The organism is Rossellomorea yichunensis, assembly GCF_032337515.1.
GTDB lineage: Bacteria > Bacillota > Bacilli > Bacillales > Bacillaceae_B > Rossellomorea > Rossellomorea yichunensis.
This window is the reverse complement of the sequence record NZ_JAVYAD010000001.1, coordinates 352633-368680: the sequence shown is the minus strand read 5'-3', so window position 1 is coordinate 368680 and position 16048 is coordinate 352633. Positions and strand designations below refer to the sequence as shown.

The 16048-nt window shown below is 40.4% G+C and carries 14 protein-coding genes, 1 pseudogene and 2 riboswitches; of the genes and pseudogenes, 4 read left to right on the top strand and 11 right to left on the bottom strand.

Annotation, left to right across the window (positions count from 1 at the left end; translation table 11 throughout):
- Positions 1 to 92 precede the first annotated feature (92 nt).
- The 8 genes from RSX31_RS01860 to RSX31_RS01825 form a co-directional block, all read right to left on the bottom strand.
- A complete protein-coding gene (locus RSX31_RS01860) occupies positions 93 to 1787 on the bottom strand; it encodes a M3 family oligoendopeptidase (RefSeq protein WP_148993459.1) in 1695 nt (564 codons plus the stop codon).
- A gap of 180 nt (positions 1788 to 1967) precedes the next feature.
- The gene (locus RSX31_RS01855; RefSeq protein ID WP_148994259.1) at positions 1968 to 2426 is read right to left on the bottom strand and encodes a MarR family winged helix-turn-helix transcriptional regulator; all 459 of its coding nucleotides are present in this window, start codon (positions 2424 to 2426) and stop codon (positions 1968 to 1970) included.
- Between the two features lie 240 nt (positions 2427 to 2666).
- Complete coding sequence (locus RSX31_RS01850; protein WP_262371606.1) at positions 2667 to 2912, bottom strand: aspartyl-phosphate phosphatase Spo0E family protein; 246 nt, start codon at positions 2910 to 2912, stop codon at positions 2667 to 2669.
- A gap of 215 nt (positions 2913 to 3127) precedes the next feature.
- The gene (locus RSX31_RS01845; protein ID WP_315633019.1) at positions 3128 to 3640 is read right to left on the bottom strand and encodes a 1,2-dihydroxy-3-keto-5-methylthiopentene dioxygenase; all 513 of its coding nucleotides are present in this window, start codon (positions 3638 to 3640) and stop codon (positions 3128 to 3130) included.
- A complete protein-coding gene (locus RSX31_RS01840; protein WP_315633017.1) occupies positions 3637 to 4284 on the bottom strand; it encodes a methylthioribulose 1-phosphate dehydratase in 648 nt (215 codons plus the stop codon). Before RSX31_RS01840 ends, RSX31_RS01845 begins: the two co-directional genes overlap by 4 nt.
- Positions 4281 to 4943: a 2-hydroxy-3-keto-5-methylthiopentenyl-1-phosphate phosphatase gene (locus tag RSX31_RS01835; protein ID WP_315633015.1), complete on the bottom strand. Its 663-nt coding sequence runs from the start codon at positions 4941 to 4943 to the stop codon at positions 4281 to 4283. Before RSX31_RS01835 ends, RSX31_RS01840 begins: the two co-directional genes overlap by 4 nt.
- Complete coding sequence (locus RSX31_RS01830; RefSeq protein ID WP_315633014.1) at positions 4943 to 6157, bottom strand: 2,3-diketo-5-methylthiopentyl-1-phosphate enolase; 1215 nt, start codon at positions 6155 to 6157, stop codon at positions 4943 to 4945. Before RSX31_RS01830 ends, RSX31_RS01835 begins: the two co-directional genes overlap by 1 nt.
- A gap of 111 nt (positions 6158 to 6268) precedes the next feature.
- Positions 6269 to 6371, bottom strand: a riboswitch (SAM riboswitch).
- A 50-nt stretch (positions 6372 to 6421) separates the two neighbouring features.
- Positions 6422 to 7606, bottom strand: a complete 1185-nt coding sequence (locus tag RSX31_RS01825; protein WP_148993454.1) for a pyridoxal phosphate-dependent aminotransferase — start codon at positions 7604 to 7606, stop codon at positions 6422 to 6424.
- 122 nt (positions 7607 to 7728) lie between these two features.
- On the opposite strand from RSX31_RS01825, the gene RSX31_RS01820 reads away from it, so the two are divergent.
- From RSX31_RS01820 to mtnA, 3 genes are all read left to right on the top strand, one after another.
- Complete coding sequence (locus RSX31_RS01820; RefSeq protein ID WP_148993453.1) at positions 7729 to 8511, top strand: carbon-nitrogen family hydrolase; 783 nt, start codon at positions 7729 to 7731, stop codon at positions 8509 to 8511.
- 101 nt (positions 8512 to 8612) lie between these two features.
- Positions 8613 to 8769: riboswitch (SAM riboswitch) on the top strand.
- A 116-nt stretch (positions 8770 to 8885) separates the two neighbouring features.
- Entirely contained in the window at positions 8886 to 10070 is a 1185-nt protein-coding gene (mtnK, locus tag RSX31_RS01815) for an S-methyl-5-thioribose kinase (RefSeq protein ID WP_315633011.1), read from the top strand.
- Between the two features lie 16 nt (positions 10071 to 10086).
- On the top strand, positions 10087 to 11139 hold the full coding sequence (gene mtnA / locus RSX31_RS01810; RefSeq protein WP_148993452.1) for an S-methyl-5-thioribose-1-phosphate isomerase: 1053 nt from the start codon (positions 10087 to 10089) through the stop codon (positions 11137 to 11139).
- 45 nt (positions 11140 to 11184) lie between these two features.
- Here the strand turns inward: mtnA and RSX31_RS01805 are convergent.
- The 3 genes and pseudogenes from RSX31_RS01805 to RSX31_RS01795 form a co-directional block, all read right to left on the bottom strand.
- A pseudogene (locus RSX31_RS01805) lies at positions 11185 to 11781 on the bottom strand (DUF2087 domain-containing protein).
- Positions 11782 to 11903: 122 nt separating this feature from the next.
- A complete protein-coding gene (locus tag RSX31_RS01800; RefSeq protein ID WP_148993451.1) occupies positions 11904 to 12365 on the bottom strand; it encodes a methylated-DNA--[protein]-cysteine S-methyltransferase in 462 nt (153 codons plus the stop codon).
- Between the two features lie 14 nt (positions 12366 to 12379).
- The gene (locus tag RSX31_RS01795) at positions 12380 to 14533 is read right to left on the bottom strand and encodes a PAS domain S-box protein (RefSeq protein WP_148993450.1); all 2154 of its coding nucleotides are present in this window, start codon (positions 14531 to 14533) and stop codon (positions 12380 to 12382) included.
- 170 nt (positions 14534 to 14703) lie between these two features.
- Here RSX31_RS01795 and RSX31_RS01790 point away from each other — a divergent pair, with 170 nt between their 5' ends.
- Positions 14704 to 15729 (top strand): acyltransferase family protein, encoded by a 1026-nt coding sequence (locus RSX31_RS01790; protein WP_148993449.1) that lies wholly within the window; start codon positions 14704 to 14706, stop codon positions 15727 to 15729.
- Positions 15730 to 16048: the final 319 nt, after the last annotated feature.

The following is a 16048-nucleotide window of genomic DNA, read 5'->3' as shown; positions in this document are numbered from 1 at the left end:
GAAAATCAGAAGCAAAAGAACATAATTCTTCCGGAATTGTATAAGAACCCAAACAAAAGAGGCAGCCATAAAAATACGGCTGCCCTATTACTTTATAAAGATTGATCATCTATTCCATTTAACCATTGTCTTATCGGTTCAATGACTTTCTCCACTGTCCCCTCCTGGAACGGAGAATCGAGCTTGGCTGCTTCTACAAGCCCTGTGAATGAAAGGCTTCCCCCGAGTTTACAAAGGTCAACATAGTCATTCCACGCTTCCTCACGATTAAGATTCATTTTCTTCCAGAATTGGAATGCGCAAATTTGAGCCAATGTATAATCGATATAATAGAATGGAGAATTATAAATATGGGATTGGCGCTGCCAGAATCCCCCATTTTCTAAATACGAAATATGATCGTAGTCCTTATGGGGAAGGTATTCCATTTCAATTTTTCTCCATGCGGCATTCCGTTCAGACGGGGAAGCTTCAGGGTTCTCATACACAAAATGCTGGAACTCATCAACTGCCACACCGTAAGGAAGAAATTGCAGTGCTTCACTTAAATGGGAAAATTGATACTTGTCTGTATCCTCTTCGAAGAAATAATTCATCCACGGCCACGTGAAGAACTCCATGCTCATGGAATGAATTTCACACGCTTCATACGTTGGCCAAATATATTCCGGGATATCGAACCCTCTGCTGGAGTATACCTGGAACGCATGACCTGCTTCATGGGTCAAAACATCGATATCCCCTGAGGTTCCATTGAAGTTCGAGAAAATGTATGGAGACTCATGGTTTGCAATGTACGTGCAGTAACCTCCTCCAGCTTTTCCTTTCTTCGCTTCCAGATCCATGAGATCATGCTCAATCATGAAATCAAAGAATTCCTTTGTTTCATGAGACAGTTCTTCGTACATCTTTTTGCCATTATCAATGATCCACTGAGGACTTCCCTTAGGAACCGCATTGCCGGAAGTGAACTTAAAGCCTTCGTCATAAAACTTCATTGAATCTATCCCGATGCGCTTTTCTTGTCTTTCTTTAAGTTCAGTAGCCAGAGGAACGATATGCTTCTTCACTTGATCGCGGAAAACCTTTACCATATCAGGCGTATAATCTGTTCTCGTCATGCGATAGTAACCGAGTTCAACAAAGTTCTTATACCCTAGAGTAGTAGCAATCGTGTGACGCACCTTGACTAACTCATCAAATAGACGATCTAATTCTTCTTGATTCTCTTCAAAGAAAGCAACGGTCGCTTGAGCGGCCTCTCTTCTTGTTTCCCGATTGACAGATTGTGTGAATGGGCCCATCTGAGCCAATGTTCTTTCTTCCCCCTCAAATGGAATCTTGGCAGACGCCATCAGTTTTGTATATTGAGAAGATAACTTATTTTCCTTCTGTAGTAGAGTCACGATGTCAGGAGAAAAAGTCTTCATTTCGCTTTCTGCCAGAGCGAATAGCTGCTTTCCCCACTTTTCTTCTACTTCTTTACGATAAGGAGAGTTTACGAGTTCTTTGTAATATTCCGTCACCATCCCGTGAACCTCAGGCATCATTTCATCGATATGATCCTGCTCTTTTTTGTAAAACTCATCATTGGTATCGATTGAATGCCGGATATAGCAAATATTTTGCATGGTATCGATGTTCAAACGTATATCATTCAGTTCCTTCATGGCTTCCACCTGTTTTTGAACATTGGATGCAGACTTGAATTTATCAAGTAATTGTTGAAAAACAGGTTTAATCTCTTCTAAATTTGGCCTTTCATATGTAAACTGATCAAACTTCATACTAGTGCCTCCTCTTAATATAATCCCGATTATAGTAATTCGACCTATGATAGAAAATCTCCTGTTTATTGTAATATCGAATTTCAAGAAATAGAAATAATGGAATCGATAGAGAAGAGACGTGCTTTTATACAAAATAAAAGCCCCGTCTCGTGAAAGACGGGGTACAGGAAGATCGACTCAGTACGACAAGTCTTTAATCGATAATCCTAATTTCTTCAGCATTTCTATCGTTTCTTTCTTCTCATCAGGAGATAGAGCTGACATCAGTTCATGAATCCGATTTTCGTGATTGGGGAATATCTCATCAATTAACTTTCTGCCGCTTTCTGTTATTTGAGCATACGTAACACGACGGTCCTTGGGACAAGCATTGCGCTTCAGGTAGCCCTTTTGTTCAAGCTTATCCACCACGTACGTTATGCTGCCGGAAGCTAATAGAATCTTACCGCCAATTTGTTGCAAAGGCTGATCTCCCTTATGATAAAGAAGCTCCAGGACGGCAAATTCAGTAGGATTCAAACCGTTCTCCTGAATGTTTTTATTTATCTCTTCATTTAAGGCTTTGAAAGCTCTTGACAAGACAATGAAAAGCTTTAATGATTGTTTTGTATCCTGAGGTTCGATCATGGCATTCATTCCTTTAAAAATTAAATATCTCAGTTTCAAAATATTATACAAATAAAAGCTGTTATTGTCAAATACGATAGACCCCTCAGTATACAATAAACGAAGGACGGTTTGCATATTGCGCACCGTCCCTCGTTTATTAAATAACGACAAATTAAGTTGATTGTTTTGATATAAGTGTGGATTTTGTTGGAGATTTGTTTTTTCTGATAAACCTTTAATGGTGAGGGAAGAACTTGATGAATAGTCTCAAGAAGCAGTTCGTTTTAATAAGTTCTTAATGTATTGCCCAAATTCGTTTGATGTTTCTTGGAGGGTTATTGATACAATCTTATTTGTGCACTTTTCATAGTCGTTCAAAAGCTGATCTAATTGCTGACTGCATTTGATTGTCTCCGCTGCACATAATCCTAAACTCTCTCCCAACCCAATCATTTCTGAACGTTTTTGATTAATTCTCATTAATAACCACTTCTGTTTTAGTAGACGACCCATTTCTAATAAACTCCTTTTTAGCTCCTAGCCTTTATTAAGTTAAATCGTTACTTGAGCATTATCGCAAGTATTATCAGAAAAGTAAATAGATTCGCAAAACAAGACAAAATAACTAGTAATGTTTCTTAATTAGACATTTTCCGTCAAATATCTCCCCTGATAAAAACAAAAGGATAGACAATCGATTCTACTCTTTGTCTATCCTGAAAAATATTTTAATAGATTGGTACCCATCCCTCCTGCGTGACGAAAATACGGACGGCAACTACTTGCTTATCTTCGCTTAATGTAAAATAATGGCGGATGTTTTCAGGGACTGAAATTAAGTCACCCGGGTTCAGATGCACTTCAAAGAAATCACCATCACTTCCTTGAATGACAAATACGCCATGGCCGTTTACAATAAAACGGACTTCATCATCAGTGTGATGGTGCTCCTGTAGGAAATTCCTTAAAAGTTCTTCAAGATTTGGTGTGCGCTCGGAAAGGGAGATCACATCCCAAGCCTGATATCCTCTTCGCTCTGAAATATCTTCAATTTCCTCTTTAAAAGTAGACAGAATTTCGGCTTTATCCTCTTCGGTTAAAGCAAATTGGTCCCTTAGACCTTCTACGAGCTTTTCGATATTCCAACGTTCATAAATGACTCCTTGTTCACTTAAATACTTCACTACTTCTTCTTGATTATCAATGACTTGGTTTTTCCCTTGAATTTTAATTGTCGTCATAATCTGACTCCTCCTTTAGTAATTGCTCTCGAATTCGTTAAAGATAAAAGAGTGAGTTGATATTGAAATAAAAACTCACAAGCTTCCAATAGTTTCTTAGCTTCAAAACCGGTTCTTCCCCATACCGTTATACCGTGGTTGCGAATGAGCACCGCCCCTTTGTCTTCTTTAATAAAGGATTGAAACTCCCGGGCAAGCGTCGGGATATGTGCATGATTACGAATGATTGGAATGGATAAAGAATCATCTTCCTCCCATTTATCCCACGCTTTTATTAATTCTTGGTTTCTAAATGTGACGACACCTTCATCCCCATACAGTTCACTGATTACATTATTCGCCACAGTATGGACGTGTAAGCTGCATCCTGCTGAGCTTTCTGTGAAAACATGACTGTGCAGCAATGTTTCGGCCGATGGTCGTGCAGTAGTATCCTGAATGGCCTCACCTTGAGCATTTACGAGCAGGAAATCTTCATCGGTTTGTTTCCTTTTATCCTTTCCACTTGCCGTAACCAGGAACGCAGCAGGTATAGAATTCACTCGTATGGCAAGATTCCCGCTCGTTCCCATAAACCAATCCCTCTCTGCCAGTTCCCTTTTGATATCAGCGAGTTCTTCCCATTGAGATTGATAGGAATTCATATTTTCACTCCTTTTTTTATGACTTTCATGCAATCTTGAAAGGATTCAAACGGATAATAGGGGATTCCTTTTTCTTCGCATGTATGTGCCAAATAATCTCTGGCGATCACAGTATCTCCAAGCTTTGCCATTTCGATATCTGTGACAGAATCCCCTATCACAATGACCTCCGTATCTTCTGTTAAAGACAACATCCTCAAGATGGAAGGCTTGCAGCATCCACAACCTTTACTTTCACAGTGATCATCACATGGATGTGGCCAATGAATCACTATGGTTGAGTCGTTAAAGCTTGCTTCATTACAATAAACCCCATTAAAAGGCCCAAATTCTTTTAGTAAAGGATGAACAAAAAAGTCAATTCCACCGCTAACGATATACAAAGGAATCTCCTGTTCCTTTGTATAATCTACAAATTCCTTAAACCCTTTACGTATGACTGCTGTGTCTAATAGATACTGAATCATTTCCTCTTTCTGTGATGAAGGAATGAGTGAAAACAGCTTGCTGACTCCTTCTTTAATGGACAACGACTTATTTAAGATGTCGTCTTTGACAGGTTCCCATTCTGGAGGAGCAAAGGTTTTCATCAACGAAATGATATTATCCGTTTCTGTAATTGTTCCATCAAAATCACAGAAAATGATCGGACGCGTCATTATACCTTTACCTCCTCTCCCCATAGGGATAGTGCTTTACGAAGCTCATCATGGGAATCTGAAGCATCAGTCAGGGACTCATCTCTTAAAACTGCATCAATTGCTTGGACGAATGCCTTTCCCCCTCCAATTGCCCCATCTGGGTGACCGTGGATGCCACCACCTGCATTAATGACACAATCTACACCAAAATCCTTCATCAAAAGCGGGACAAGCGCAGGATGAATGCCTGCTGACGGCACGGGCAATACTCTTCTTAGATGGTCGTCATCCTTCGTTAACTCATGGCTTACGGATAGAGCTTTGCTTTTCTCTAGTGCGACACTTCCGTATGGAGATGGAAATAAAGAAAAATCAGCTCCGGCCATTCGCAGGAATTTCCCTAACCATAAAGAATAGCTCACACCATATGCAGGAGATGAAGCAACAGCACCTGCGAATGCAGGATGGGCCATAATCGGCAGCCTGATCTCAGGGTCCTCCCTTAATTCCTGTAGAACATCCAGCCCGTAAGAAAATACATTGAATAAAAGGGCATGGGCTCCTAGATCACGTGCTTTTCTTGCTTTATCACGTAATTCTGAAGTCCTTCCAGTCAGGTTTACAGCATACATCGTTTTCTTACCTGTCTCTTCAAACAGCTCGTGTAACACTCTTTTCCCGATATTGATCCTCTCAGTGAAAGGAGTCAGTGAATTATCAAAGAGAATTTCATCGTCTTTTACTACGTCAACTCCCCCAAGAGCCTGTGCCCTTAATTGGGTTTCAAGGTAGGGAAGGTCCCTTCCGATTACACCTTTAAAGATGCTCATTAACAAGGGTCTGTCTTGTACACCCGTTAGCTTCCTGATTCCTTCTATTCCAAACCGTGGTCCAGGATAGGCTTTTTTTAAGTCACTGGAAAACTCTACATCTACTAATTTCACTTCACCATCCAGGGAAAGCTTGCCGAATACCGTAGTAAGGATAGCTGGGATATCATTTGAATAATTATGACCGGGATAGCCAATTTGAACCTTGCCTCTGGGGCCATCTTCCTCTTCCCACTCCTTCACGGAAACGACCCTCCCCTTGTACTTGCGCAATTGATCCTGTTCCAGGAGCGGTAAGTCCGTCCATGAACCGACCGTCAATCCCAGGGCGATCCCCTCTGCCTTTTTATCGAACGAACCACTCTTTCCATTTATTTCATATGTGGCTATCACTTCACTCATTGTTGTCCTTCCTCCTTTTGAAAATGCTATTCTTAGCCGCAAGTTGATTTCATAGGCCTGGGCAAACAAAGAACCTCTTCCAAATAAGAAGAGGTTTGATAATTTCGCTCTTTCTTATCTGTCAGCTTAATAGCTGCAAGAATTAGCACCGTGCTTGAATAAGTCGGTTGCCGGGCTTCATAGGGCTGGTCCCTCCGCCTGCTCTTGATAAGAATTTCATTATTCATTATTTCAGTTGGATTATTGCACCAATTTCACCTTCTGTCAATCCCTTTTGTGGAATAATTCTAAATTTTCTATACGTGAAATCGCTTCTTTTATCCGCTCATTTGTGGTTAATAGTCCTACGCGCACATACCCTTCACCGAATTCACCAAAACCTACCCCCGGGGCTACAGCGACTTTGATTTCTTCAAGTAAATAAGTAGAGAACTCTACAGAGGTGAACCCCTCAGGTACTTTCAGCCAGGCGAAGAAGGAACCTTGTGGAGCTTTTACGTCCCACCCTATTTCCTGAAGTCCGGAGATTAATAGTTTTCTTCTTTCTTCGTATGTTGCTACCAGTGCATGCACACATTCCTGGGAACTTAAAAGGGCTGTGGCAGCCGCTTCTTGAATAGCACCGAACAGACTCACGTATAAGTGGTCTTGAAGGAGGTTGATCGCTTCTATGACACTCTTATTCCCTACAGCAAACCCCACTCTCCAGCCAGCCATATTATACGTTTTCGATAATGTATATATCTCAATCCCCACATCCTTTGCTCCATCTGTTTCCAAGAAACTTATTGGCTTATTTCCATCAAACCCTATCGCTCCATAGGCAAAATCATGTACAACACAAATATCATGCTGATTGGCAAGAGTGACTGTTTCTTCAAAGAATGATTTTGTGGCAGTCGCTCCAGTAGGATTATTCGGGTAGTTCAGAAACATCAACTTTGCATTTTCCAGCTCATTACGGGAGTGTTCACTATAATCAGGCAGAAAGCCATTCTCCTCACGTAGAGGCATTTTAATCATACGTGCACCTGCCAATGCTACCCCTGATAAATAATCGGGATAACCGGGATCGGGCACCAATACCCCATCACCAGGATTCAATAAACATTGAGGGATTTCAACTAACCCCGCCTTTCCTCCGAACAGCACAGCGATCTCTGTTTCCGGATCTAATTCCACACCATATTCACGAAGGTAGAAAGCAGAGATCGCCTCTTTAAAGGACGATAAGCCACGAAATGGAGGATACTTATGATTGGACGGCGAAGCTGCGGCTTCTGTCAGTTTTTCCACAATATGTTGAGGAGTCGGTTGATCCGGATTTCCCTGGCCCAAATTAATGACATCATGTCCCTCTTTGACCACAGCATTCACTGTTTTGGCGAGGGATGCGAAAAATTGTTCAGGTAATAAATCTAATCGCTTTGCTTTACTAAAGGTTTTCATTTGCTCACCTACTACATTTTTTTGAAAATTAATTACTTTCAAATTCTAGTCACAAATGATATAACGGAAAATAAAGAATGTAAAGGAATAAATTCCAAAAAGTCATTAATGAGGTGAAAGAAATGATTCAAAAGATAGGTCTTGCACAAATTGATATTGTGTTCGGGAATCCCGAAAAAAACAAGCAAAAAGTAGAAGAATGGGTTAAAAAAGCAAGTGACGACGGCTGTAATACCGTTGTGCTTCCTGAGCTGTGGACGACTGGATATGACCTTACGAGAATGGATGAAATCGCTGATGAAGGAGCAAAAGACTCTACCTCCTTCCTTTCTGCACTATCGAAGAAATATTCCATTCACATTGTAGGTGGTTCTGTTGCGCAGAAATCCCAGGAGGGGGTGTCCAATACACTCCTAGTTACGAATTCAAAAGGCGAGTTGGTGAAAAAGTATTCGAAGCTTCACTTGTTTAAATTAATGGATGAACATCATTATTTACTTCCTGGGCATGAAGATGGCATCTTCACCCTTCAAGACACAGAAATGGCCGGATTGATTTGTTACGACATCCGTTTCCCGGAATGGTTCAGAAAACAAGTTCTTTTAGGTGCCAAGGTTGTTTTTGTCGTAGCAGAGTGGCCGGCAGCACGAATTGATCATTGGCAGACCCTCTTAAAGGCAAGAGCGATTGAAAACCAATGCTTCGTGATTGCCTGCAACCGGGTGGGAAGTGACCCGAACAATGAATTCGGCGGTTGTTCCCTCATCATTGATCCATGGGGAGAAGTTCTTTCAAAAGGATCGCAAGCGGAAGAATTGGTTACAGCTGAAATCAATTTACAGGAAGTAGAAAAGGTCCGAAATAAAATTCCGATATTCCAGGATCGAAGACCGGATTTTTATTAAAAAGGTTATTTTTCAAAAAAACGTTGACATGGAAAATACTTCGATGGTACTATTCAAATCAAATGAAACATTCTGAAAGTTTAATTAAATAGTTAACGCAACTCTTATCAAGAGCTGGCTGAGGGATTTGGCCCTATGAAGCCCAGCAACCGACCATAATACCGTTGTATAACGGGGCGCAGCATGCGCCGGATTGAATGATCCAGTAAGGCACGGTGCTAATTCCAACAGAAAGATAGTCTTTCTGAGAGATAAGAGGCGACGAAGATACCTTCTTCAAGCCTCTTTCGAACATGAAAGAGGCTTTTCTTATGCCACGGAAAAGCCTCCACAACACAGTCTTTCATAAGTCTGTACTATAAGGAGGAACGATGATGGCAATTACGAAACTCAATGCATATCAACCACTAACTGAACAGGCGGCAATTGCACTGGCGATTGGCTTACGAATTTTTGAGGACGGCACTCTCTTAACGTGTGAAGAAATTGGAGACGGGAATTTAAATCTGGTCTTTCGAGTATTAGAACAGGAAACAGGAAAAGGAATCATCATCAAACAAGCCCTTCCATATGCGAAGGTTGTAGGCGAAAGCTGGCCGTTGACAATCGAACGGGCAAGAATAGAAGCGAGTGCCCTTAAGCTTCAGCAATCATTTGTAGGGGACCTCGTTCCTGAAGTGTACTACTCTGATCCGACACTTGCGATTACAGTCATGGAAGACTTGAGTGCACTGACCATTGCCCGGGCAGGCCTTATCAAAGGAGAAGTGTATCCCAGGCTCTCCCATGACATTGGAACATTTTTAGCTAATACCTTATATTTCACCTCTGATTATGCCCTTCATCCTTTTAAGAAAAAGGAGTACGTGAAAGAATTTTCAAATCCTGAGTTGTGTAAAATCACTGAGGACCTAGTATTCACGGACCCTTTTTTCAACAGTGAAACCAACGATTTTGAAGAAGAGCTTTCCCAGGATGTCCAACATCTATGGGATGATTTCACCTTGAAGCTTGAAGTGGCCAAATTGAAAAAGAGCTTTCTTACTGAAGGAGAAGCACTTCTTCATGGAGATCTTCATACGGGAAGCATCTTTGTAGATAAGAATCAAACGAAAGTAATTGATCCCGAGTTTGCCTTTTATGGACCGATTGGCTTTGATATTGGACAGTTCATTGCCAACCTTATTTTCCTGGCCATTTCAAAACCTGAAGAGAAGGAAACGATTCTCTATCACATTGAGAATACCTGGAACGTCTTCTCCACTGCGTTCTCCAAGCATTGGAAGGAAAGCGGAGACGCCTACACGAAAGTGAATGGCTACCTTGAATTTGTATTGGAGAAGAGCTTTCAAGACAGCATCGGTTTTGCAGGATGCGAATGCATCAGAAGAACGATCGGCCTCGCTCATGTAGAAGATCTGGATGGCATACCGGATAAAGCACGAAGATTACAGGCAAAGCGGACCTGCTTGACACTCGGTAAGGAACTGATAATAAAACGAAAACAGATCTTTTCGATTGAAAAGCTTCTGTCCATATTAAAATCCCATTCTGAATAACCAAAAGGAGTTTATCATGACACAAACATTGACCATACCAACTTCACTAGAGTGGCATGAAGATTATTTATTGATCCTTAACCAACAAAAACTGCCTAACATAGTGGAGTACATTAAACTGACGACCATTGAAGACTATTATGATGCGATTATCACACTAAAAGTGAGAGGTGCACCTGCCATTGGCATCACGGCTGCTTACGGCTTAGCCCAGTCTGCATGTCAGTATGAAGTAAAAACGCTAGAGGAATTTATCGACCTGTTTCAACGTGACAAAAAATATCTCGCAGATTCACGCCCTACAGCAGTCAACCTGGTTTGGGCTTTGAACCATTTAGAAAAGGTGTTAGAGAATGTTTCTTCAGTTAATGAAGCTAAAACCAACTTACTCCATGCTGCCATCCAGCTTCATGCAGAAGACGAGGCAGTCTGCCGTCTTATAGGAGAAAATGGTTTGAGTGTATTGAAGGATAAACAAGTCGTTATGACCATCTGTAATGCCGGGTCCATTGCAACGAGTAAATACGGTACCGCATTGGCACCTTTTCATTTAGGAAGAGAAAAAGGAAAAGCGTTTCAGGTTTATGCTTGTGAGACAAGGCCCGTTCTGCAAGGAGCCCGCCTGACAACTTGGGAGTTACAGCAATCAGGAGTAAATGTCACTCTCATCACAGATAGCATGGCTGCCCATACCATGAAAGAAAAAGGTATAGAAGCCGTGATTGTCGGGGCTGACCGGATTTCTGCCAACGGGGATACTGCAAATAAAATCGGAACGTCCATGCTTGCCATTTTGTGTAAACATTTCAATATACCTTTTTATGTCGCAGCTCCTTCTTCCACTTTCGATTTATCCAGCTCCAATGGAAATGATATTCCCATTGAAGAGCGAAACCGGGAGGAGATTACAACGCTCGGCGGGACGTTGATTGCGCCAGGAAACGTTCCTGTTTATAACCCTGCATTCGATGTTACTTCTCATGAACTGATTACCGGCATCATCACGGAAAAAGGTGTCCTGTACCCTCGCTTCGAAGAAAGTATTCAACAAACCATAGGTATTAAATAATAGCCAAAAGAAGAGCTTCCTCCTGCTCTTCTTTTGGCTTTCACATTATTCCACAAATAACTTTGTCGACGCCCACATTTCCCTCGGATTCACTTCATAAATGCTATTTTCCCGGTACATGAACTGATGAATGATAAATTCTCTTCTTAAGGTCGCAAAGTCTTCATGGAATTGCTGAATATATTCATTCAAATCTTTTTCCTTATATTTTTCTCCCACCTTTAATCCTTCCACCATATGTTCCAAAATAAATAATTTCTTCTTTTGTTGAGAAGGAATCGTTTTAATCCGTCCATTCTTCTCCAGGAAATTATTCATCACCTTTTGTTTTTCTTTCAATAAATTCTCTGACATCACACTTTCCCCTTCCTCTCCCTAAGCAAACTGATGAAGGACATTTCCATGATGACTCAGGACTTTTTTATTCAAATAGTAGTAAACAGTGTTCTTCTCTCTTCGTGAATAAACAAGATTGCACTCTTTGAGTTTCGTTAGGTGGTGGGATATTGTCGGGGCGGTGAGTCCAAGTTTTCCCGCAATTGCTCCTACATGCAAGCTTTCTGATGCCAGCAAATAGACAATTTTTATCCGCGTCGGATCCCCCATCGTTTTATGGAAAGCCACCTGTTTACTTAATTGCAACATGTCTCCTCCTCTCTAATTAGATTACTATCTAATTAGATGATAATCTAAATAGATAAAGGAATCAATCAGTAATTTTAAAAAACAGGCATCCTCCCTAGGGAGAATGCCTGTTATTCATTCTATTTTTCTAATAACAATAAGGTTTCTTTCTTATCCACCTGCTTACCGGCATAGCCTGTAAGTGTTTTATTCTTTCCAATGACACGGTGACATGGAATGATGATGGGGAATCGGTTGGCTTTATTCGCTTGCCCTACTGCCCTGACAGCTTTAGGTCTTTGAATCGCTTCGGCAACATCCTGATATGACCTGGTTTCACCAAACGGAATCTGTTGCAGGGTGTTCCATACGTCCTTCTGAAAAGACGTTCCCTCTATCTTCAGGGGGAGATCAAATTCTGTTCTCTCCCCCTTAAAGAATTCTGTGATCTGTTCTTGTGCTCTTAGTAATATTGGATTCTCGGTGTGAAAATCCGCTCGTGAATCATTTTCTAAAAATTGCACCAAAATTAGATGGCTCTGATCCGCTTGAAGTTCTAACATTCCAATCGGACTCTTCATTACAATAGAATCATATGACATTATCCAGGACTCCTTTACGATTTAGGGAGATAAATGTGGAAGATGGTCCCTTCCCCGACGATACTCTCAACCTGAACGCTTCCTTTATGCTCTTTAATTATTTTAAAGCTTACCATCAAACCAAGTCCAGTTCCCCGTTCCTTCGTTGTGTAAAAAGGTTCACCAAGCTTTTTAATCTTATCCTTTGAAATCCCGCCACCCTGGTCTTTTATGCGAATGTGAATCATTTCATCATCCGTCTCTTGGATCCGGATGGAAATGAATCCACCGTCCGTCATGACTTCAATCGCATTCTTGATGACATTTATGAATACCTGCTTCAACTGATTTGGCTCTGCTATGATGGTTGGGAGATCCGCTTGGTAACTCTCCTCGTACTGTACATTGTGCATGACTGCCTGAGCGCTTAGTAGTTCAACGGTATCTTTCATGATCCTGATTAAATTCGTTTCTTGATATTGAATCGCTTGTGGCTTTGCCAATACGAGGAACTCTGTAATGATGGATTCAATTCGCTGAAACTCAGAAGTAATCACATTAAAATACATCTCATGATCTTGACCCACACTATTTTCCAACAATTGAATAAAGCCTTTAAGGGCGGTCATTGGATTTCTGATTTCATGTGCAATCCCTGCAGCAAGCTCCCCAACTACACTCAATGTATCTGACTTTCTCAACTGCTCCTGCATTTCAATTTGTTCTGTAATGTCACGAATGATCGTTAAATTTAAATTAGAGAGTAAATTGTACTTGGATGAAAGCTCAATGTATTGGACCTTCTCCCTTTGAGAAGTCAACGTTTGTAAAAACGTCGCCTGCCCGTCTTCTTTCAATTGTTGTAAGTATTCATCATATGATTCTTCACCGGGTTCTATATTCAATATTTCACGTACATCTTTACCGATTAAGTGATCTTTCTCGATACCAATGATCCTACTCACTTCAGGATTTGCGTCTACGACAACATAATTATGATTGGTAAGAATCAGGCCGTCCAGTGAACCTTCGAAAATCTTCCTGAACCTCTCCTCGCTTTCCCGTAGTTCTTTTTCCATTTGATAACGCTCACTGACATTCCGGAAGATCGTCATGTTATACCCATCAACGGAATGAAGTTTAGAAGTGAATTCCAAATGCTTCAACTGATTGTTTGGCATTAGAAACAGCACTTCATCCCTTACTGCACCGCTCCTGTTTAACTGTTCCATGACTAAATCAAACTTTTGGCTTTCAAGAGGATATACAAAGTCACGTATCTTCTTCGAAAGAAGCTCTGAAAGGGAGCATTCAAAGATCTTCAGGGCAGAAGAGTTCGCTTTAAGTACTCTGCCATCTTGATCCCATAGCACGATTGCATCAATCGCTTCTTCAAATAAACCTTTGAACAACTCTTCGTTTCGTTTTAATTGTATTTCCATCTGCCTCTTCTCGGTCACATCCCTAAGAATAGCCATATGTAGCTTATGATGCACATACGGACTTGTCGTAAATTCCACAATTGAAATGCTGTGTGATTTTTTTATTGGAATTTCCCCACGGGCTTTTTTGTTTTGAGAAATCAGTTCTTTTATCTTTTCAACCTTATAATGCGCACTTTCAGGGATAAATGAGCTTATGTTCCTGTTTGTGATTTCATCCTTTTCCAATCCGACTTGTGAACTGAACGCCTGATTCACGTCGTTAATATTTCCTTCAATATCAAATAGAACGATTCCTTCTGATGCATTTTGAAAAATATTCGATAATAAATGGACATTCATATGGTCTTTCCGCTCTTTTTCCTTTAGTGCCGTTACATCTTTGAAGTACAAATAGGCATTAGGAGAAATGGTCGATTTTTTAAGCAATAATTCAATATGGATGATTTTCTTATCATTAACATTCATTAAGGTTTCATCTTCAAGGTTCTTTCCGGTTTCCATAACTTCCTTATAATGAGCTACAATCGGGGCCGGAACAGAAGAAAAGAAGTTACTGAACAGTGTGCCTACAACCCTTTCTTTCGTAGTCTGCAGTGTTTCACATGCTTCTCCATTTGCAAAGACAATTTTCAACTCTTTATTGATCACGAACATCGGCATGGGTGATGCTAAGCAAATTTCCCTATCGACGGGATGACATTCTTCCTTATTCAGCTCTTTCTGCAATTTACTACTATTAGTCATTTCCTCATCCCCTTACTATTTTAAAAGACGACTATTGGCTCAGGTCATTATAGAGTTCGCATAGCTTCCCATGCTTTTGGTGATAATTAACAGTGAAATTCATGTTTTACTCATTGTATCCTAGGGTAAGAATGAATTAGGATAAATCTATTCTAAGAGATGGTGAAGATATGAAACAGCGTGACTATTACTTCGACAATGCCAAATTCATTTTGATCTTCCTGGTTGTATTTGGACATTTGATCCGGTCCTATATAGAAAGCGATCCATTTATCCTTTCTTTGTACAAAACGATTTACACCTTCCACATGCCAGCCTTTATTCTTGTGGCAGGGTTTTTCGCAAAAGGATTTTATAAAAAAGGATATATTCAGAAACTGGCGAAAAAATTAATACTTCCTTACATTGTGTTTCAATTGATCTACACGGTGTATTACTATTTTCTTTATCAAAAATCAACATTTGAAGTCGATCCCCTTAATCCACACTGGTCATTATGGTTCCTCATCAGCTTATTCTGTTGGAACGCATTATTGTATGTTTTCATCAAGTGGTTTAAGTTCAAGCCCGGCATCGGATTGACAATCGCTTTCTCCATTGGGCTGCTTGTAGGATTTGCTGATGTGATTTCAAACTATCTTAGCCTGTCCAGAACATTTGTTTTCTTTCCGATTTTCCTGATGGGCTATTATTTGGAGAAGGAGCACTTCGAATATTTTAAAACGAGTAAAGCACGTATAGTGGCAGGTACTTTATTTATTCTCGTATTTTTAGGAATGTATTTCATCCCTGAATTCTCCGATAAATGGTTACTTGGCTCTAAGCCCTATGGAGACTTCGAAGGGAACAACGCCATAAGTTTAGCTGTCAGGGCGTTTGTTTACATGCTGAACGTTGTGATGATCTTTAGCTTCTTTACCTTTGTCCCTACTAAGAGAAGGTTCTTCACTAAATGGGGCAAAAATACGCTATATGTATACTTGCTGCACGGCTTTCTTATCCGTTTATTCCGGGAAAGCCAGCTGAAGGATACAATTGATCCCACTACGAGTTTATTAATCTTACTTGGTGTATCATGGGTGCTGACAATGATTTTCTCGACAAAGTTTTTCACAAGCATAACGCAACCGATAGTGGAGTTTAAATCAACCAAACTCCAGAAACTTCTTTCAAAAAGAGAAATGAAAACAAGATAAACCTCACTAGAAAGGGCTGACCCAATAACAGACACGGGTCAGTCCCTTTTCATGAGCACCTATTCTCTTAAAGTATATATTGATCATCTTCTACACAATTTTCAAAAAACTATTTATTTTATTATACTATTCGTAACTTTTCCTTAAAATCCTTCTAATACTTACAATAAATTTAAATTCATTCTATACAAACATTGAGCTTTCTCTCTTCCTTAGATAAAATGATAATCAGTACGGTTTGGATTAGACGTACGAACAACTCGTATATGTTGGAAAATATGGTTTACAATGGTTCACGTGTTCCATCAGGTGAGCTTAG